Raw genomic sequence first — 19,252 nt, 5'->3', positions numbered from 1 at the left:
GTACTTTGCAGCGAGCTCAGAGCGAACTTCGGATTCGATCAGGACACTAGCAAGTTTATGATTCTAGTGTCGTTTATGGATCAGAAATTCGCACGATGGACTCGCGGCAACGATGGCGCAAATTTCTGATCCTCGACACTAGGATGGCGTTGCCGTGGATGCAAGCAGAAAGTCACATATGAGACTATTGAGGGGCGCGAAGAAGTCCGCAAGCGCGCGTGAGGTGCGACAGCCGGAGGAAAGCGAGATCGCCGGCGTGCTCGGCAGCACCGAGATCAAGATCGCCTATAAGATGGGTTATGTGCTGAACTTCTACCGGGAGCCGTCATTCCGGAAGATCGAGATGGAGCTCGGCATCACACGCCCGGAGATCGTCACGCTGATCTTCCTCAATTTCCGCGAAGGCGTGACTGCGAGCGACATCTGCGAGTTTTCCGGCCATCTCAAGGCCAACATCAGTCGCGGGATCATTGCACTGGAGAAGAAGAAGCTGTTGCGCCGCGAGGCCGACAAGGCCGACAATCGGCGGCAACTCCTGTTCATCACGCAGGCTGGACGGGCGCTCTATGCCCAGTACATCCCGCACTTGCGCGAGCGCGAGCGGGAGATGCTGTCGTGCCTGACGCGATCCGAACGCAACGAGTTCGAACGCCTGCTCGACAAGCTCGCGAGCCACGTGCCGCACTGGGCGCCTGTGGACGAACTGTGATGCTGAAGGGTTCGCCGCCGCGAGATGTGATCCGCAGTCGTCGCGGTCGTCACCGCGCCGGAAACGACAGGAACCGCCGAGTAGCCACTTGTGTCACTTGCCTCGCGGGCTTACCTCTGGCGCCTGCTGTCCGTCATACCCGGCGTGAAGCAGGGCACGACATTGGCCGAAACCCGGAGCCTGCCGATGAGCGAGAAACTGCGGTTGCATGTCGACGTCGTCTCGGATGTCGTTTGCCCCTGGTGCTACATCGGCAAGCGAAGGCTGGAGGGCGCGCTTGCGCTGCTCGATGACGTCGATGTCAGCGTGCGCTGGCGTCCGTTCTTCCTCAATCCTTGGATTCCGCGCGAAGGCATCGCGCGCGACAAGTATCTCGAAGCGAAGTTCGGCTCGGTCGACGCCTACAAGCGTATTGCGTCGAATGTCGCGCAGGCGGCAGCTTCCGAAGGGCTCACCTACAACTCGGAAACGATCAACCGTCAGCCCAACACCATCGATTGTCACCGCCTGATTTTCTGGGCCGAGCAGAAAGGGGCGTCCGGGGAAATGAAGCAGCGGCTGATGGACCTGTACTTCAAGGACGGGGCCGATCTGACCGACACCGACGTGCTGGTTCAGGCGGCCGTCGATTGCGGGCTCGATGGCCAGGAGATCCGTGCGCGCCTTGCGAGCAATGAGGACGTCGAGACGATCTCACAGGCCGCGCAGGCTGCGGCCAATGCGGGCATCAGCGGTGTGCCGACCTTCATTCTCGGTGGCAAGTATGGCGTCTCCGGCGCACAGCCGGCGGAGCAACTGGCCAGTGCGATCCGCCAGGTCGCGGCACTGGGCCAGGAGAAATAGCCGACAGCGCGAGCCGACTCCCCGACCGCGAGCGGCGCGGCGCTTGGCGCAACCTCAGACTGGATTGCTTCGCTTTGCTCGCAATGACGAGTGCAAGAGCCGGAAGAGCTGGCGCACGCGGGTGCGGATCTGTGCGCGCAGTCGCAGGGCGCCGATCGTCAGCGCGACGACCGGATCGTAGCGCCTCAGCGGAATGACGAGGTCGCCGATCGGCAGCCGCGAGCGCCAGATGGGCTCGATCATTGGCTGCCCGGGCGCGGCTGTGGAATCGGCGAGCGCGATCTCCGGATCGGCGCAGAGATGCCTTGTGAGTTCCAGCGTGAGCTGGACTCCTGGGGAAAATTTCGCGAAGCGCTCATCGACACCGAGCTTGAACCAGAACGCCCGATCGAGATGCCGCAGCACAATGCCGGCCGCGATCGGCGTTTCTCCCGCGGACAGCGTGACGACCTCGCATTGGCGGCGGGCCGCCAGTGCCACAGTGGCGCGACGGATGAAAGCTGCGTCGCCCTGGTGTTGCACCAGCGCGGTGCCGCGGCTGGCCTTCCAGCCGCTCGCTTCGAGCGCCAGAAATATTTCGATTGCGCGTGCGACATCCTCGGGCGTTTTTGCGACCGTGAATACGACGGGGCCGTGCTCGGCGAGACGGTTATGCTGACGTCGCAGCTCCTTCAGCTTCTTGGACCCGAGCGCGTCGCGCAGCAGTTGCTCGCCGTCGGCGGTTGCATCGAGGCAGGCGCGCTGTTCGGCCCGCAGCACGTGTGGAACTGCTCCGGTCTCGCGCAGCGCGGCCATGATCGCGTCGATGGCGGGGCCTTGCAGCGTGACGTCGCGAAGCACGATCGCGTGGGCGCCGGCCGTTCGCGCCTGGACGATCATCGCCCGCGCCGCATCGAGCGGCGCGCGGCCGTCGAGCAGCGGCGTGCCGAGATCCCCGTAAGGATCGGCGGAGACCAGCACCGGCAGCGGAATCTTGAAGGCGCGCCAGGCGGAAACGACGGGAAGCAGCGCCGTGAGATCGCGCGCCTCGTTGCGTGCGGCGAGTGCAAAGACGTGGCGGCGTCCGCGCGCCGAGACGTCGACCGCCGATTGCCAGTCTGGAAGGAAGTAGCCGTTCGGTTCGACCGCATGGGCCGCAAGCGCTAGCCAATCGCCGGCGGGCAGGTCGCGAAGCGCCGGGTATGCGCCGAGCGCGGCTGCCGCGCCGCCGTGCTGCGCGCGCAGAACTTCTCTGTTGCCTCCGCCCGCATGTGCGGCGTTACCGATTTCAGCCACGTCCCGTTCCCGACCGCAAGCGAGGTTGATCGCCGATGGCATCGGCTGTGCTGCTTGCCCGCGAACGACGCTTAAGTGCGACAGCGAAAAAGAACGTTCGGCCTGATCATCAAATGCAGCCCGGCGCGTTAAACACTCATTTACCATGCGGGCCGGTCGGTTCCGCCGCGAAATATATTTGACACGCGGTAACGGATTCCTCGGAGATCGCTGTCAAGTTCGCAGCATTGATTGCCTGAAACCGTAAGCGATAGTCCGAGCTGCTCAATGAATGAAGCACGCGAACGATTGCAGATGACCGACGCCGAGATCGTCGGGCACATCGCGCGTTATGGCTATCGCGTTTCGGTCGCGCAGATCGCCTTCACCAGCGAGCCGGTCGACGATTTTCGGGAAGCGCGCGCAAGGAAGTGGTATCGCGCAGGCGTATTTCGCGTCAATGAGCCCGGCCTTCTGGTGATCGAAGATGCGCAGCCGCGCCCCGGCCAGCGTACGCGCGACATCGTCGTCATCAGCCTCGGGCCCACCCGGATCGTCATGGGCGTGGAGATCAAGCCCGGCGCGCCGCCGCTTGCCTCGGGCAGCTCTATACAGCGCTACGCGCCGACGATGGAATGGGCCGCAGCGGAGAAGCCGGTCGCTGCGAAAAGCAAGCTCAAGCAGCGCGCGTGAGCGCAACTAGAAACATGAGGTTGCTGGTGCTCCTTATGTTTCCGCCTTTCGCATGAGAGTTGTCCCGCGAAGGGATCGAACTTCGGAAACGGAGCACTCGCCATTACTCTCCGGCGTCGGCTGCGGCCTTCTGCTTTGCAAGGCCCTCGTCGAAGGCCTTCTCGGCGTCACGGATGAAGGCGTGGAATTCGGCGGCCTTGATGAAAGGATTGAAGGCGGACCTGCCGATCTGCGGCCGTTTCTCGTCCATCTTGAACATTTCCGGATGCGGCGCGAGGAAGACATCGGCGAAGATGCCCTTGGCCTTCGCGAACGTCTTGCGATAGTCCTCGACGATGCCTGGATAGGTGACGTTGCTGCCGACAAGCCTGTTCGCCGCCACGGTCGCGCTGCAGAAGAATACCACCGTGTGGTTCCACCGCTTTTCGCGCGTGACCGTGGTCCAGGTGGTGCAGCCGGGTGAATGGCCGGGCGTCATGTGAGCGACCAGCGTCAGCTTGCCGACGGTGACTTTCTCACCATCGCCGACGATACGATCCACCTTGACCGGCGGAAACTTCAACTCGGCGTCGTTTTCCCGTCCCGGATAGTAGCCACCCTCGAGCAGCGGCTTGTCGGCGGCGCTCGAGACCATCTGCGCGCCGGTCTCCTTCTTCAACTCCGCCAGCCCGCCGGTGTGGTCGAGATGCGCATGGGTGTTGAGCAGGACCTTGATGTCGGCGAGCTTGAAGCCGAGCTTGTCGATGTTCGTCTTGATCAGCGGCGTCGCTTCGGGGAGGCCGGTGTCGATCAGCACATGGCCGTCCGGCGAGGTGACAAGAAACGACGACAGGCCGGCGGTGCCGACATAGTAGACGTTGTCGATGACCCTGAAAGGCTCGGTCGGCGTGTTCCATTTCGCCCGCATCTGCGCCATCAGATCGGAAACGGTCTGGGCCTGCACGGGGCCGGCGGACACCACGGAGCTTGCGGACAGAAGGAGTGAAAGGGCGATCGCCGAAAGTATCTTCATGGGTGCCTCTTCTCCGCCACCTTCTTAATGCCGCGGCAGGCTCGTTCGCAAGTCGCATGACGCTCATGCGACAGCGGTCAACAGGGGGGCGATGGTGCGCAACGCTGCAAGCTTCGCGTTGCCGGTTCCCTGATGCCTTCACGGCTCGTTCATCGTGTTTGTTGGGTCAATCTTAGGCTTTATTGCGCTAACTTTTCCTGACCCAGCCAAGCCGAAATCCCGCGCCGATCGAGGAGCCGATGCGCAGCCTGACCGATCTCCTTGCCGACGAATCCGGTGCTGCGTCGGCCGAATATGCGCTGGTCGCCTCGGGCATTGCGCTGGCGATCGTGACGTCGCTTATCGCCTTGAGCTCGGCGATCAGCGACACCTTCAACACCACAGGCGCGCTCGACTGATCGCTCGACTGATCGCCTGGCCCGAGGTGGCGAGAGTCAAGAACTCGGATTGATCGGCTTAAGAAGCCCGTTGGCGATCGTCCTCGTCGGCGATAGGATCGCCCCTCTGGGGGATTTCAGCATGCGTATTCTGCTCACGCTCGTCTTGCTTGCCGCGCTGTCCTCCGGTGGATGCACCAAGTGCGGCTGGGTCTGGGACAACGACGGTCCGAAGAGCTGCCGTGTCGGTTAGCGCCGCCGGATGACGCTTTCTCGCCCTTAACTGCGGCCGACCATGACGACGTTGCGGACGCTGTCCAGTTCCTTCAGGCGGGCGGCGAAGGAGCGGATATCCTCGGCCGAGACCTTGCTGACGAGCACGCTGACGGTGTCGCCGTCGGGATCCTGCCGCTCCACGACGAAGCGCTTGATCTGGCTTGGCCGCAGCTTTAGCGTTTGGCGGAGCAGTTCCGCCGAGAAGCCGTTGCCCTTTTCGCACTCGATATGCATGCGGCAGCTCTGGTTGCGGGCGCGGTAGGCTTCCTCGAGCGGCTTCACGCCCGCGAGAATCACCAGAATGATGACGGTGGACGCTGCGGCGGCGAAGTATAGGCCGCCACCGACCGCAAGTCCGATCGCCGCAACGCTCCAGATGCTCGCTGCGGTCGTCAGCCCCTTCACCACCTCGTTTCGCAACAGAATGGATCCGGCGCCGAGAAAGCCGATGCCGGAGACGACCTGCGCCGCAACGCGCGATGGATCGAGCACAACGTTCGGGTTTCTCACCGCGTCGGCGAAGCCGAAGGCGGAGACGATCATGAACAGGCACGACCCGACGCACACAAGCATGTGCGTTCGAATGCCCGCGGCCCATAGCAATCGCTCGCGCTCAAAGCCGATCAGGCTGCCAAGACCCGCAGCCGCGGCAAGGCGCAGGAGGATTTCCCAGTCAGGCAGCATCGCCGGCGCTCACTCATGTTGACGTCGTAACCAGCGTAAGACGAAAATCGTCGTCGGCAAGTGGCGGGGCGAATTTGCCGCCGTGCGTTCCGCATCGTGCACACGCAGGTTCGCATGGCTGCGATGTGATTCAAATCGAGTAGACTGGCGAATGCTGTAGGGCAGGAGCCCGCATCACGCGGGCGATGGCCGGGGTCATGAAATCGATCGACGACGTCGTTGGCTTCATCGAGCGTCAACCGGAGTTGATGCGCGTGCTCGAACTCGTCGAGGCCTTGTCGCTGCCCGATTGCTGGATCGGGGCCGGCTTTGTCCGCAACGCCGTCTGGGATGCGCTGCACGGCAGGCCTGCAGAAGGGGGCAACGACGTCGATGTTGCGTATTTCGATCCCGCGAACGCGAGCGGCGCGAACGATGCCGCGCTCGAAGCGCGTCTGCGCGCGACGGATCCGCGGACAGTCTGGGACGTCAAGAATCAGGCGAGGATGCATGTCCGAAACGGCGATGCGCCCTACCTGGATACGGAAGATGCTGTCGCCTGTTGGCCGGAGACGGCGACGGCCGTCGCGGTCCGTCGGCAGTTCGGCCGGACCGAATTGATTGCGCCGCACGGAATTGACGATCTCATCGGCGTGGTCGCACGGCCGACGCCTGCGTTTCGCACCAGGCCGGAGGTCGTCATGCGGCGCGTCTGCGGCAGACGTTGGCAATCGAGGTGGCCGCAGTTGCGGGTCCTGGAACGCTGACGCCGGACGGCTGAACCGCGTGTTCGTGCGCGGTCAGTGCCAGGGCCGGATCTCGCGTGGCCTGAGCTGCAGCTCCCTCGCATCGGCCGCCGACAGCTTCGAGGCGAAGATCTTGATGTCCGGCTCCGAGTCATACTCCTGCAGGACGAGTGCTTTCGCTTCGTCCGGCGTTTGACAACCGACGATGTAAGTCGTGACGTCTCTGCTATGCTCAAGTTCGACCGAGACGAGTGCAATGCATGCCTCGGCCGCGAAATCGTTCGTCATAAAGGTGCCCCCCAGCCCGCGCCGATAGTTGCGGCAAGGGGAACCATTGGCAACGGGTCGGATGCGACAAAAAAGGCGCCGCTCGAAATATGAGGAGCGGCAGCGAGTTATCCTGGGGATACCTAGGGGATAGCGTGTGAACGGCGCAAGTCGCGATAAGAACATATTGCGAACATGGAACAGATCGTGTACAAGAGTCCCTACGAACGTTGGCCCTTAACTCATCCAGCCGTTTCGTTGTCGGGGCGGCGAATCCCGTTCATAAGGAGCTTCTCCCATGTCTCAGCCCGCCCTGCGTATCGTCGAAGGTTCATCCATGGATAAGTCGAAGGCTCTGTCGGCCGCGCTGTCACAGATCGAGCGCCAGTTCGGCAAGGGCTCGGTGATGAAGCTCGGCAAGAGCGACAAGTCGATGGATATCGAGGCGATCTCGACGGGCTCGCTCGGACTGGATATCGCGCTCGGCATCGGCGGTCTGCCGAAGGGACGGGTGATCGAGATTTACGGACCCGAGTCGTCCGGCAAGACCACGCTCGCGCTGCATTGTGTTGCCGAAGCCCAGAAGAAGGGCGGCATTTGTGCCTTCGTCGATGCCGAGCACGCGCTCGATCCGATCTATGCACGCAAGCTCGGCGTCAATGTCGACGAGCTTCTGATTTCGCAGCCGGACCATGGCGAGCAGGCGCTGGAAATCGCCGACACGCTGGTGCGCTCGGGCGCTGTCGATGTTCTGATCGTCGATTCGGTCGCAGCGCTCGTGCCGCGCGCCGAGCTCGAGGGTGAGATGGGCGACGCGTTGCCGGGCCTGCAGGCGCGGCTGATGAGCCAGGCGCTGCGCAAGCTCACCGCATCGATCAACAAATCCCAGACCATGGTGATCTTCATCAACCAGATCCGCATGAAGATCGGCGTGATGTACGGTTCGCCCGAGACGACCACCGGCGGTAATGCGCTGAAGTTCTATGCGTCCGTCCGTCTCGACATCCGCCGTATCGGCGCGATCAAGGACCGCGACGAAGTGGTCGGCAACCAGACCCGCGTCAAGGTGGTGAAGAACAAGCTGGCGCCGCCGTTCAAGCAGGTCGAATTCGATATCATGTACGGCGAGGGCGTCTCCAAGATGGGTGAAATCCTCGACCTCGGCGTCAAGGCGGGGGTGGTGGAGAAGTCCGGAGCCTGGTTCTCCTACGACAGCCAGCGGATCGGCCAGGGTCGCGAAAACGCCAAGTCCTTCCTGAAAGCCAACCCGGATATGACTGCGAAGATCGAGGCGGCGATCCGCCAGAATTCGGGTCTGATCGCCGACCAGATCCTCGCCGCCGAGAAGGGTGAGGAAGAAGACGACGGCGACGGTGAGGAATAGTTTTCTCTGACGACCTGACGCGCTGCGCCAGGCCGTTGACGAGGTTGCCGGCGCTGAGCCTTCGAGATTGCGCGAGGGCTTCAGGGCCGCAAGAAAACCGGCGGGTGCCGTGTGGCGTCGAGTTGCCCGACGTCACGCGGCGCCCGCCGCGTCTGTTTGTACGCGGCGTTACGCTCTGTCGGTGGCTGCGAAGCGCTGCCCGGCGCCGTACGGGGCGAAGCCGGGCCTCAATGATGATAGCGGGATGACGATAGCGGGGCGCTTCGTTCTGACGACCGAAGAACGTCCCGTTTACTCCGCCGCCTCCGCATAGGCATCGATGGGCGGGCACGAGCACACGAGATTGCGGTCGCCGTAGACGTTGTCGACGCGGCCGACCGGGCACCAGTACTTGTCGGTGCGCGAGACGCCGTCCGGGAAGCAGGCCTCGCTGCGCGAGTAGGGCCTGTTCCAGGTATCGTCGGCGAGATCGTGCACAGTGTGCGGCGCGTGCCGCAACGGCGACTCCGTGATCTTCCACTTGCCGCTTTCGACGTCGGCGATCTCCCGCCGGATCGCGATCATCGCCTCGCAGAAACGGTCGAGCTCGGCCTTCGATTCGGATTCGGTCGGTTCGATCATCAGCGTGCCCGCGACCGGGAAGCTCATCGTCGGCGCATGGAAGCCGTAGTCGATCAGCCGCTTGGCGATGTCATCGACGGTGACGCCGCTCGATTTCAGCCCGCGCGGATCGACGATGCATTCATGCGCAACGCGCTCCTTGTGGTTGCGGTAGAGCACCGGGAAATGCGGATGCAGGCGCTCGGCGATGTAGTTGGCGTTGAGAATCGCAACCTCGGTCGCCCGCTGCAGCCCGTCGCCGCCCATCATCAGGATGTAGATGTAGGAGATCACCAGGATCGAGGCCGAGCCAAAGGGAGCGGCCGACACCGGGCCGACTGGCGCAGTGCCGCCGTCGAGCGCCGGATGGCCGGGCAGGAACGGTGCAAGGTGCTTCTTCACGCCGATCGGTCCCATGCCGGGGCCGCCGCCGCCATGCGGAATGCAGAACGTCTTGTGCAGGTTGAGGTGGCTGACGTCGGCGCCGTAATCGCCGGGCCGCGACAGGCCGACCTGCGCGTTCAGGTTCGCACCGTCGAGATAGACCTGTCCGCCATGCGCGTGGACGATGTCGCAGATCTCGCGGATCTCCTCCTCGAACACGCCGTGCGTCGAGGGATAGGTGATCATGATGGCCGCGAGCTTGTCGGCATTGGCCTTGGCCTTCGCCCGCAAGTCGTTCACGTCGACATTGCCCTCGGCGTCGCAAGCCACCACCACAACGCTCATGCCGACCATGCTGGCGGTCGCCGGATTGGTGCCGTGTGCCGACGACGGGATCAGGCACACCGTGCGGTGGCTCTCGCCGCGCGACGCATGGTAGCCGCGGATCGCCAGGAGGCCCGCATATTCGCCCTGTGCGCCGGAATTCGGCTGCAGCGAAATCGCATCATAACCGGTGATGTCGGCCAGCCATTGCTCGAGCTTGTCGAACATCGCGTGATAGCCGGCAGCCTGCTGGATCGGCGCGAAGGGATGCAGCCCGCCGAACGCCGACCAGGTCACCGGGATCATCTCGGTGGTCGCATTCAGCTTCATGGTGCATGAGCCGAGCGGGATCATCGCGCGGTCGAGCGCCAGGTCGCGGTCGGCGAGCTTGCGCATGTAGCGCAGAAGCTCGGTCTCCGAGCGATGCTTGTGGAACACCGGGTGGGTGAGGAAATCCGTCGTGCGCGCAAGCGCCACCGGCAGCGCCTCGCGCGCGTCGCGCTCGACGTCGGCGTAGGCGAGGTTGCCGCCGAATGTGCGCCAGACAGCCTCGACGATCTCCGGCGTCGTGGTTTCGTCCACTGCGATGCTCACCGTCGCAGCGTCGAGACGCAGGTTGATCTTCTCGTGCGCCGAGTGGGAGACGATGGCGTCGCGCTTGTCGCCGGTGGCGACCGTCACCGTGTCGAAGAAACTGTTGTGCAGCGGCGCAAAGCCGAGCTTCTTCAAGCCGGCGGCGAGCACGGCGGCCCTGCGATGCACGTTGCGCGCAATGTGACTGAGGCCTTCGGGGCCATGGTAGACCGCATACATCGAGGCGATCACGGCGAGCAGCACCTGCGCGGTGCAGATGTTGGAGGTCGCCTTCTCGCGGCGGATATGCTGTTCGCGGGTCTGCAGCGCGAGGCGATAGGCCGGCGCGCCTCGCGAATCCACCGACAGGCCGACGATGCGGCCCGGCAGCGAGCGTTTCAGCGCATCGCGCACGGCCATATAGGCTGCGTGCGGGCCGCCATAACCCATCGGGACGCCGAACCGCTGGGTCGAGCCGACCGCGATGTCGGCGCCGAGCTCGCCCGGCGAAGCAAGCAGCGTCAGCGCGAGCGGGTCGGCGGCAATGACGCTCAGTCCGCCTTTTGCCTTCACCGTCGCGATGACGCTGCGCAGGTCGCGGACCGCACCATGCGTTCCCGGATACTGCAGCAGGGCACCGAACACCTCCGCCTTGTCGAGATCCTTCGCAGGGTCGCCGACGACCAGCGACCAGCCGAGCGGCTCTGCGCGGGTGCGCAGCACGGCGATCGTCTGCGGGTGCGTTTCATGGTCGACGAAGAAAGCTTTCGCCTGCGCCTGCGCGGAACGTTCGCACAGCGCCATCGCTTCGGCCGCGGCGGTGCCCTCGTCGAGCAGCGAGGCGTTCGCCACATCGAGCCCGGTCAGGTCGCAGACCATGGTCTGGAAGTTGAACAGCGCCTCGAGACGGCCCTGGCTGATCTCCGGCTGATACGGCGTGTAGGCCGTGTACCACGCAGGATTTTCCAGGATGTTGCGCTGGATCACCGCGGGCAGGATCGTTCCCGAATAGCCCTGGCCGATCAGCGAGGTGAACTGAAGGTTCTGTGCGGCGAGGTCGGCCATGTGCGCGAGCGCCTGCGTCTCCGACAGCGCCGGACCGAGCTTCAAGGGCGCCTTCTGGCGGATCGAGGCGGGGAGCGTCTCGTCCATCAGCGCGGCGAGGCTCTTGGTGCGCACGGCCTCGAGCATCGCTTCGATGTCGCGTGGCGAGGGGCCGACGTGTCGGCGCACGAAATCCGTCGCGACGTCCGCCGAGTTCTTGCGAAGTGCAGTCATGTCGGTCTCCTTGCGAAAACGCTTACGCCGTGTGCGCCTTGTAGGCGGCCTCATCCATCAATCCGTCGAGCTCGCTCTTGTCGCTGATGCGGATCTTGAAGAACCAGGCGCCGCCGGCCGGGTCTGAATTCACCAGCGAGGGATCGGCGCCGAGCGTCTCGTTCACCTCGAGCACCTCGCCGCTGACCGGCGCGTAGACGTCCGACGCCGCCTTGACGCTTTCGACCACGGCGGCGGCTTCCGCTTTCTTCACCACGCGGCCGACCTTCGGCAGGTCGACGAACACCACGTCGCCGAGTTGCGTCTGCGCGTAATCGGTGACGCCGACAGTTGCGACATCGCCCTCGATGCGAAGCCATTCGTGATCGGGGGTGTAAAGGACGGTCATCTGGGATCCTCAGCGCTTGTAGGTGTGGGGTGAGAAGGGAAGGGCCGCGACCCGAACCGGCAGCCGCTGGCCGCGCACTTCGGCGAACAGGGATGTACCGACGGAGGCATGCGACGATGGCACGTAGCCCATCGCCACGGGACCATTCACGCTGGGGCCAAAGCCGCCCGACGTCACCGTGCCGATCTGCTCGCGCGATGTCGCATCGGCGTAGAGCTGGGCGTTCTCGCGCACCGGCGCGCGCCCCTCCGGCTTGATGCCGACGCGCTTGCGCGGCGCGCCTGCCTCGAATTGCTTCAGGATGATATCGGCGCCGGGAAAGCCGCCGGCGCGGGCGCCGCCTGAGCGGCGGCTCTTCTGGATCGACCAGTTGAGATTGGCCTCGACCGGTGTCGTGGTCGTGTCGATGTCGTGCCCGTAAAGGCAAAGTCCCGCCTCGAGGCGAAGGCTGTCGCGCGCGCCGAGCCCGATTGGCAGCACCGCCGGATCATCGAGCAGTGCGGCGGCAAACGTCTCTGCATCCTTTGCCGGCACGGAAATCTCGAACCCATCCTCGCCGGTGTAGCCCGAGCGCGAGACAAAGCATTCGAGCCCCATCACCTTGCGCGGCCCCGCATCCATGAAGCTCATGCCGGTGACGTCAGGTGCGTGCTTTTCAAGAACGCTTTCGGCCTTGGGGCCCTGCAGCGCGATCAGCGCGCGGTCGGCCAGAGCTTCGATTACGCAGCTGTCGGAGAGGTGTTTGCGCAGGTGCGCCTCATCCTCTGCCTTGCAGGCGGCATTGACGACCAGAAACAGGTGGTCGCCGAAATTTGCGACCATCAGGTCGTCAAGGATGCCGCCCGCGGCGTTGGTGAACTGCGCGTAGCGCTGCCGGTTCGGCGCGACGCTGAGGAGATCCTGCGGTACCAGCGCCTCCAGAGCGCGCGCTGCGTCCTCGACGCGTCCGGATTTGGGGCGAAGGGCGATCTGGCCCATGTGCGAGACGTCGAACAGGCCGGCGGAAGCGCGCGTATGCAGGTGTTCCTTCAAGACACCGGGCGGGAACTGCACCGGCATCTCGTAGCCCGCGAACGGAACCATTTTGCCGCCGCGCGCGACATTGAGCGCAGTCAATGGCGTGCGCTTGAGGCCTTGATCGTTGGATGCAAGCATGAGCGGCTCCGGATGGCGCGAGCGGAATCATTCCGCCCATCACGATCGAAGCCCCATCTGTCGCTTTGCCTGAGAGTATTATCCCGTCGGCGGACGCGAATACCGAGGGCCGGCCGCGTCTCTTTCCAGATGTCGTATAGCCAGCCGGTCCGTTTGCCTGAGAGTTTCCGGGGCGGTTGCTCCTTCGGCGCCAGCACACCTTTGCTTGCAAACTGCCTGCAAGGCTGCCGGACTCTCCCGACGTGGCTATGACGGACACGTTCTACCCGCGTGCCGCCACGGGCCCTATATAGCAGGGTCAGAGGATCGTTTCCATCCTCGGCATGAACCGGAACGGCTTATCAACGGTTCTTGCAAGCCCTTGGACGGCAGGCGTTTTCTGGACAGCGCCAGTCCCCATCGCTAAAAGCGTTGGCCTAGGGAAATAATGGGCAGAACAGCACCGGGTTTGGGCAGGATGCGTGAGCCATCCGCACTTGAGCCCTGCCTTTGAACAGGACGCGATTGGACGACAATGAGCGGTGTCAACGAGATCAGGTCGGCGTTTCTCGACTATTTTGCCAAGAACGGCCACGAGGTCGTGCCGTCGTCGCCGCTCGTGCCGCGCAACGACCCGACGCTGATGTTCACCAATTCGGGCATGGTGCAGTTCAAGAACGTCTTCACCGGCATCGAGAAGCGGCCCTACGTGCGCGCGACAACATCGCAGAAATGCGTGCGCGCCGGCGGCAAGCATAACGACCTCGACAATGTCGGTTACACCGCGCGCCATCACACCTTTTTCGAGATGCTCGGCAACTTCTCGTTCGGCGACTACTTCAAGGAGCGCGCGATCGAGCTGGCGTGGAACCTGATCACCAGGGACTTCGGCCTGCCGAAAGACCGCTTGCTGGCGACGGTGTTCTCCGAGGACGACGACGCGTTCAAGCTCTGGAAGAAGATCGCCGGCCTGCCGGACTCCCGGATCATCCGCATTCCGACCTCCGACAATTTCTGGCAGATGGGCGACACCGGCCCGTGCGGGCCATGCTCGGAGATTTTCTTCGACCATGGCGACAAGATCCCGGGCGGGCCGCCCGGATCGGCCGACCAGGACGGCGATCGCTTCATCGAGATCTGGAATCTCGTGTTCATGCAGTTCGACCAGGTGACGCCGGGCGAGCGCCTGCCGCTGCCGAAGCCGTCGATCGACACCGGCATGGGGCTGGAGCGGTTTGCCGCCGTGCTGCAGGGCAAGCACGACAACTACGACATCGATCTGTTCGCAGCGCTGATCGGCAACATCGCCGAGCTGACTGGCGTCGACCCGCAAGGCCCGCAGCGCGCCTCGCATCGGGTGATCGCCGACCACTTGCGCGCATCATCTTTCCTGATCGCCGACGGCGTGCTGCCGTCGAACGAAGGCCGAGGCTACGTGCTGCGGCGGATCATGCGCCGCGCGATGCGGCATGCGCAGCTGCTCGGTGCGCGCGAACCGCTGATGTGGAAGCTCGTTCGCCTGCTGGTGCGCGAGATGGGCCAAGCCTATCCGGAGCTGGTGCGCGCCGAAAGCCTGATTACCGAGACGCTGAAGCTCGAAGAGACGCGCTTTCGCAAGACGCTGGAGCGCGGCCTGTCGATTCTGGACGAGGAAAGCCGCGCGCTGAAATCCGGCGACCGGCTGAAGGGCGAGACCGCGTTCACGCTGTACGACACCTATGGCTTTCCGCTCGACCTGACGCAGGATGCCCTGCGCGCACGCGGCATTGCCGTCGACACCGACGGCTTCAACGTGGCGATGGAAAAGCAGCGCGAGAAGGCCCGCGCATCCTGGTCGGGCTCTGGCGAGGCGCAGGCGGAAGCGATCTGGTTCCCATTGCGCGAGAAGCTCGGAGCGACGGAGTTTCTCGGCTACGAAACCGAAACGGCCGAAGGCGCTGTGTCGGCGCTGGTGAAGGACGGCAAGGAGGTCGACAGCCTGAAGGCCGGCGAGACCGGCGCAGTGGTGCTGAACCAGACGCCGTTCTACGCCGAATCCGGCGGGCAGGTCGGCGACACCGGCCTGCTGATCGGCGAGGGCGTCCGCTTCCGCGTCACTGACACGCAGAAGAAGGCCGGCGACCTGTTCGCCCATATCGGCAAGGTCGAGCAGGGCACGCTGAAGGCGGGCGCCGCGCTGTCGCTCGAGGTAGATCATGCGCGCCGCTCGGCAATCCGCGGCAATCACTCGGCGACGCACCTTCTGCACGAGGCGCTGCGCCAGGTGCTCGGCGATCACATCGCCCAGCGCGGCTCGCTGGTCGCGCCGGAACGGTTGCGGTTCGATTTCGCGCATCCGAAGCCGATCAGCCCTGACGAACTGCGCCGCATCGAAGACATCGCCAACGACGTGATGCTGCAGAACGGTGAGGTGACCACGCGGCTGATGGCCGTGGACGATGCCCGTGCCTCGGGTGCGCGCGCGCTGTTCGGCGAAAAGTATGGCGACGAGGTGCGCGTCGTGTCGATGGGCGCAGCCGGCGGCAACACGCTCGGCTGGTCGGTCGAGCTCTGTGGCGGCACCCACGTCAAGCGTCTGGGCGACATCGGCATGATTTCGGTTACCGGCGAGAGTGCGGTTGCCTCCGGCGTGCGGCGCATCGAGGCGCTCACCGGCAACGTCGCCCGTAACGCCGCGAACGCGAGCATTCAGACGGCGAAGGCGGCCGCAGCCGAGCTGCGCACGAGCCTCGAGGACATGCCTGCGCGCATCGCCGCGCTGGTCGAAGAGCGCCGCAAGCTCGAGCGCGATCTTGCGGATGCGCGCAAGAAGCTGGCGATGGGCGGCGGCGCCTCGGCAGGGGGGCCGGCATCAGACATCCGGACCATCGGTGACGTGAAATTCCTAGGCCGCGCCGTGCAGGATATCGAGATGAAGGATCTGAAGAGCCTTGCCGACGACGGCAAGAAGCAGCTCGGATCCGGCGTCGTCGCAATCGTCGGTGTCACCGCGGACGGTAAGGCAGGCCTGGTCGTCGGTGTCACGTCCGATCTCACCGCGCGACTGAACGCGGTGGAGCTCGTGCGCAAGGGTTCGGAGGCGCTCGGCGGCAAGGGCGGCGGCGGTCGGCCGGACATGGCCCAGGCCGGCGGTCCCGACGGTTCGAAGGCGAACGCGGCGCTCGATGCGATCTCTGCGGCGCTCGCGTCATAGGTGTGGAGGCGTAACCGTTCGAAAGATCGGCGTCGCTTTGCGTGCCTATCGCTGAGCCTTATTGTGTCTTTCGCCGCCTTCGCCACAATCGCACTTGCTGCGTCGCCTGGCGCCGCGCGAGCTGGCTGCACGGCGCAGGACACCTGACGTGGAACATGTCGCCTGGATCAAGGACTTCCTAGTCTTTCTCGCCGTTGCGGGCCTGGCGGTCCCGCTGCTCCACCGCTTCGGCGTCAGCCAGGTCCTTTCCTTCCTCGTGCTCGGGATAGCCGTCGGGCCATTCGGCTTCGGGCGGTTGAGCCGCGACCTTCCGTGGTTCAGCGATCTGACCTTGGATGATCCGGAGCGCGTCGCACCGTTTGCCGAACTCGGCATCATGGCGCTCCTGTTCCTGATTGGTCTCGAGCTGTCGTGGAGCCGCCTTGCCCTGCTGCGCAAATACGTGGTGCTGGTCGGAGGCGCCCAGTTCGCCATGTCCGCCGCGGCAATTGGCATCGGCGCAGCGCTGCTGGGCTCAGGCCCGGCCGCCGCGACGGTCATCGGTCTCGCACTGGCGATGTCGTCGACGGCGGTGGTCATGCAGATCATCGAGAGCCAAGGTCGAACTGCGACGCACCTAGGCCGTGTCGCGCTGTCGATCCTGCTGCTGCAGGACTTGATGGTAGCCCCGACGCTGTTCCTGACGGGATTTCTCGGCGCGGGCGGCGGGACGCTCGCCGAGTTCGGCTGGACCCTTGCGAAGGGCGTTGCCCTGATCGCCGCGATTGTCGTTATCGGCCGCTACGCTCTCGGCTCGGTTTTCCGCATGGCGGCGCAGACGGGCAGCCGCGAGCTGATCATGGCGATCTCGCTGCTGGTGCTGGTCGGCTTTTCGATTCTCACGGCGCGCGCGGGCCTGTCGGCGCCGCTTGGCGCGTTTCTCGCCGGCCTCATTCTGTCGGAGACCGAATATCGTCACCAGATCGAAATCGATCTGATGCCGTTCAAGGGACTTCTGGTAGGGCTCTTCTTCATCAGCGTCGGCATGACCGTCGATCTCGAGTTCCTGTTCAAATGGCTCCCGCAGATCCTTGGCGTCGCGGTGCTGGTGATCGCCGTCAAAGCCGTGATCCTGTGGAGTGCTGCGCGCGCATTCGGTGTCGATGGCGCGGAATCGACTGAGATTGCGCTCCTGCTGTCGCAAGCAGGTGAATTCGGATTCGTCGCGCTCGCCGTGGCCGCCGCCGGAAGGGTGATCGAGCCGGGTCCGGTTCAGTTTCTGACGGCAACGATCGCACTGACGATGATTGTGACCCCAGCTCTTGCGCAGGCGGCGCGCCAGGTGGGGAAACGGCTGGAGCAGAAGGCGAACCACGCGTCGCCGCGAGACTTACCTGATGACGATGGCATCGCCGATCACGCGATCATCGGCGGGTTCGGGCGCGTCGGACAGACGATCGCAGGGCTTCTGTCGGCGGAGAACGTGCCATATCTCGCGCTCGAGGTGAATGCGGCCGTGGTCGAGCAACAGCGCAAGGCCGGTCAGCCGGTGTATTTCGGTGACGCCAGTCGGGCCGAATTGCTGGAACGGGCAGGCGCAAAACGCGCGCGCGTGTTTATCGTGACGCTCGACGAAGTCGAACCCGCCGAGCGGATGATCAGGGCGATCCGGGAATTTCGCGCCGATGCGGTGGTGCTCGCGCGGGCGGTGGATCACCAGAGCGCCAGCAGATTCATTCGTCTCGGGGCCGTAGAGGTCGTGCCCGAGACTCTTGAGGCCAGCCTGCAGCTGGGCGGCCGTGCGCTGGAAATGCTGGGTGCGTCGGAGGACGCCGTTGCGCGCCGCCTTGCGGTCATGCGCGAACAGTTTGAGGAAGCCATCAAGAAGGGCGCGACGCCCCACTAGATGGCTTCCCGCAGAGCCGTTTGTTGCGGGCGATCGACTGCGACGCTCAGGTCTTGCCGAGCGCCTTGGAGAGGTTGTCCGACACCTTGTCGAGGAAGCCGGTAGTGGAAAGCCAGCGCTGCTCGGCGCCGACCAGGAGCGCCAGGTCCTTGGTCATGAAGCCGGACTCGACGGTGTCGACGCAGACCTTCTCGAGCGTGGAGGCGAAGTTCGCAAGCTCCTGGTTGTCGTCGAGCTTGGCGCGATGCGACAGGCCCTGGGTCCAGGCGAAGATCGAGGCAATCGAATTGGTCGAGGTCTCCTTGCCCTTCTGGTGCTCGCGATAGTGGCGTGTCACGGTGCCGTGCGCGGCTTCGGCTTCCATGGTCTTGCCATCCGGCGTCAGCAGCACCGAGGTCATCAGGCCGAGCGAGCCGTAGCCTTGCGCCACGGTGTCGGACTGCACGTCGCCGTCGTAGTTTTTACACGCCCAGACGTAACCGCCCGACCACTTCAGCGCCGAGGCGACCATGTCGTCGATCAGCCGGTGCTCGTAGGTGAGACCCTTCGCTTCAAACTGCTTCTTGAACTCGCGGTCGAAGATGTCCTGGAAGATATCTTTGAAGCGTCCGTCATAGACCTTCATGATCGTGTTCTTCGTGGACAGATACACCGGATAGTTGCGCTGCAGGCCGTAGTTGAAAGAGGCGCGCGCAAAGTCGGCGATCGACGCGTCGAGATTGTACATGCTCATGGCGACGCCGGGGCCGGGCGTCTTGAAGACTTCCCGCTCGATCACGGTGCCGTCCTCGCCGACGAACTTCATCGTCAGCGTGCCCTTGCCCGGGAACTTGATGTCGGTCGCGCGGTACTGGTCGCCGTAAGCATGGCGGCCGATGATGATCGGCTTGGTCCAGCCGGGCACCAGCCGCGGCACATTCTTGCAGATGATCGGCTCGCGGAAGATGACGCCGCCGAGGATGTTGCGGATGGTGCCGTTCGGCGACTTCCACATTTCCTTCAGGTTGAACTCTTTCACGCGCGCTTCGTCCGGCGTGATGGTGGCGCATTTGACGCCGACGCCGTGCTGCTTGATCGCGTTCGCCGCATCGATGGTGACCTGGTCGTTGGTCTGGTCACGGTGTTCCATACCGAGGTCGAAATAGAGCAGGTCGACGTCAAGGTAGGGGTGGATCAGCTTGTCCTTGATGTACTGCCAGATGATCCTGGTCATCTCGTCGCCGTCGAGCTCGACGACCGGGTTGGTCACCTTGATTTTTGCCATTTGGG

General features: G+C 64.2%; 17 protein-coding genes and 1 riboswitch. Of the genes, 9 read left to right on the top strand and 8 right to left on the bottom strand.

What is annotated here, in order from left to right; translation table 11 throughout:
• Positions 1–178 precede the first annotated feature (178 nt).
• Together RCO31_RS29250 and RCO31_RS29245 are read left to right on the top strand one after the other, a co-directional pair.
• A complete protein-coding gene (locus tag RCO31_RS29250; protein WP_308971829.1) occupies positions 179–709 on the top strand; it encodes a MarR family winged helix-turn-helix transcriptional regulator in 531 nt (176 codons plus the stop codon).
• A gap of 186 nt (positions 710–895) precedes the next feature.
• Positions 896–1,552 carry a DsbA family oxidoreductase gene (locus RCO31_RS29245; RefSeq protein WP_308971828.1) on the top strand — a complete coding sequence of 219 codons (657 nt, stop codon included), beginning with the start codon at positions 896–898 and terminating at the stop codon, positions 1,550–1,552.
• A gap of 54 nt (positions 1,553–1,606) precedes the next feature.
• Here RCO31_RS29245 and RCO31_RS29240 read toward each other — a convergent pair whose 3' ends face one another.
• On the bottom strand, positions 1,607–2,827 hold the full coding sequence (locus tag RCO31_RS29240; protein WP_308971827.1) for a GNAT family N-acetyltransferase: 1,221 nt from the start codon (positions 2,825–2,827) through the stop codon (positions 1,607–1,609).
• Between the two features lie 267 nt (positions 2,828–3,094).
• Here RCO31_RS29240 and RCO31_RS29235 point away from each other — a divergent pair, with 267 nt between their 5' ends.
• Entirely contained in the window at positions 3,095–3,499 is a 405-nt protein-coding gene (locus RCO31_RS29235; protein WP_308971826.1) for a hypothetical protein, read from the top strand.
• Positions 3,500–3,602: 103 nt separating this feature from the next.
• Here RCO31_RS29235 and bla read toward each other — a convergent pair whose 3' ends face one another.
• Positions 3,603–4,511 (bottom strand): subclass B3 metallo-beta-lactamase, encoded by a 909-nt coding sequence (bla, locus tag RCO31_RS29230; RefSeq protein WP_308971825.1) that lies wholly within the window; start codon positions 4,509–4,511, stop codon positions 3,603–3,605.
• 239 nt (positions 4,512–4,750) lie between these two features.
• On the opposite strand from bla, the gene RCO31_RS29225 reads away from it, so the two are divergent.
• Both RCO31_RS29225 and RCO31_RS34800 read left to right on the top strand, forming a co-directional pair.
• On the top strand, positions 4,751–4,909 hold the full coding sequence (locus RCO31_RS29225) for a Flp family type IVb pilin (protein WP_308971824.1): 159 nt from the start codon (positions 4,751–4,753) through the stop codon (positions 4,907–4,909).
• Between the two features lie 121 nt (positions 4,910–5,030).
• Positions 5,031–5,141 (top strand): peptidylprolyl isomerase, encoded by a 111-nt coding sequence (locus RCO31_RS34800; RefSeq protein ID WP_374991546.1) that lies wholly within the window; start codon positions 5,031–5,033, stop codon positions 5,139–5,141.
• A gap of 26 nt (positions 5,142–5,167) precedes the next feature.
• Here RCO31_RS34800 and RCO31_RS29220 read toward each other — a convergent pair whose 3' ends face one another.
• Positions 5,168–5,848 (bottom strand): MgtC/SapB family protein, encoded by a 681-nt coding sequence (locus RCO31_RS29220; RefSeq protein ID WP_308971823.1) that lies wholly within the window; start codon positions 5,846–5,848, stop codon positions 5,168–5,170.
• 197 nt (positions 5,849–6,045) lie between these two features.
• Between RCO31_RS29220 and RCO31_RS29215 the strand changes: the two genes are divergently transcribed.
• Positions 6,046–6,594: a nucleotidyltransferase family protein gene (locus RCO31_RS29215; protein WP_308971822.1), complete on the top strand. Its 549-nt coding sequence runs from the start codon at positions 6,046–6,048 to the stop codon at positions 6,592–6,594.
• 33 nt (positions 6,595–6,627) lie between these two features.
• Here RCO31_RS29215 and RCO31_RS29210 read toward each other — a convergent pair whose 3' ends face one another.
• Positions 6,628–6,861, bottom strand: a complete 234-nt coding sequence (locus RCO31_RS29210; RefSeq protein ID WP_308971821.1) for a hypothetical protein — start codon at positions 6,859–6,861, stop codon at positions 6,628–6,630.
• Positions 6,862–7,138: 277 nt separating this feature from the next.
• Here RCO31_RS29210 and recA point away from each other — a divergent pair, with 277 nt between their 5' ends.
• On the top strand, positions 7,139–8,224 hold the full coding sequence (gene recA, locus RCO31_RS29205; protein ID WP_308971820.1) for a recombinase RecA: 1,086 nt from the start codon (positions 7,139–7,141) through the stop codon (positions 8,222–8,224).
• Positions 8,225–8,515: 291 nt separating this feature from the next.
• Here recA and gcvP read toward each other — a convergent pair whose 3' ends face one another.
• The 3 genes from gcvP to gcvT are packed head-to-tail and all read right to left on the bottom strand — an operon-like array spanning position 8,516 to position 12,926.
• Positions 8,516–11,383 (bottom strand): aminomethyl-transferring glycine dehydrogenase, encoded by a 2,868-nt coding sequence (gene gcvP, locus RCO31_RS29200; protein WP_308971819.1) that lies wholly within the window; start codon positions 11,381–11,383, stop codon positions 8,516–8,518.
• A 22-nt stretch (positions 11,384–11,405) separates the two neighbouring features.
• Positions 11,406–11,771 carry a glycine cleavage system protein GcvH gene (gene gcvH, locus RCO31_RS29195; protein WP_308971818.1) on the bottom strand — a complete coding sequence of 122 codons (366 nt, stop codon included), beginning with the start codon at positions 11,769–11,771 and terminating at the stop codon, positions 11,406–11,408.
• Positions 11,772–11,780: 9 nt separating this feature from the next.
• Positions 11,781–12,926: a glycine cleavage system aminomethyltransferase GcvT gene (gene gcvT / locus RCO31_RS29190; RefSeq protein WP_308971817.1), complete on the bottom strand. Its 1,146-nt coding sequence runs from the start codon at positions 12,924–12,926 to the stop codon at positions 11,781–11,783.
• 135 nt (positions 12,927–13,061) lie between these two features.
• Positions 13,062–13,176: riboswitch (glycine riboswitch) on the bottom strand.
• 264 nt (positions 13,177–13,440) lie between these two features.
• On the opposite strand from gcvT, the gene alaS reads away from it, so the two are divergent.
• Entirely contained in the window at positions 13,441–16,098 is a 2,658-nt protein-coding gene (gene alaS, locus RCO31_RS29185) for an alanine--tRNA ligase (RefSeq protein ID WP_308971816.1), read from the top strand.
• A gap of 148 nt (positions 16,099–16,246) precedes the next feature.
• A complete protein-coding gene (locus RCO31_RS29180) occupies positions 16,247–17,983 on the top strand; it encodes a cation:proton antiporter (RefSeq protein WP_308971815.1) in 1,737 nt (578 codons plus the stop codon).
• Positions 17,984–18,029: 46 nt separating this feature from the next.
• Here RCO31_RS29180 and RCO31_RS29175 read toward each other — a convergent pair whose 3' ends face one another.
• Positions 18,030–19,247 carry an NADP-dependent isocitrate dehydrogenase gene (locus RCO31_RS29175; protein ID WP_308971814.1) on the bottom strand — a complete coding sequence of 406 codons (1,218 nt, stop codon included), beginning with the start codon at positions 19,245–19,247 and terminating at the stop codon, positions 18,030–18,032.
• Between the last annotated feature and the right edge of the window lie 5 nt (positions 19,248–19,252).

Source organism: Bradyrhizobium sp. LHD-71, from assembly GCF_031157255.1.
Taxonomy (GTDB): Bacteria; Pseudomonadota; Alphaproteobacteria; order Rhizobiales; family Xanthobacteraceae; genus P52-10.
The sequence above is the reverse complement of the archived record's forward strand: the minus strand, read 5'-3'. Positions and strand labels throughout refer to the sequence as shown.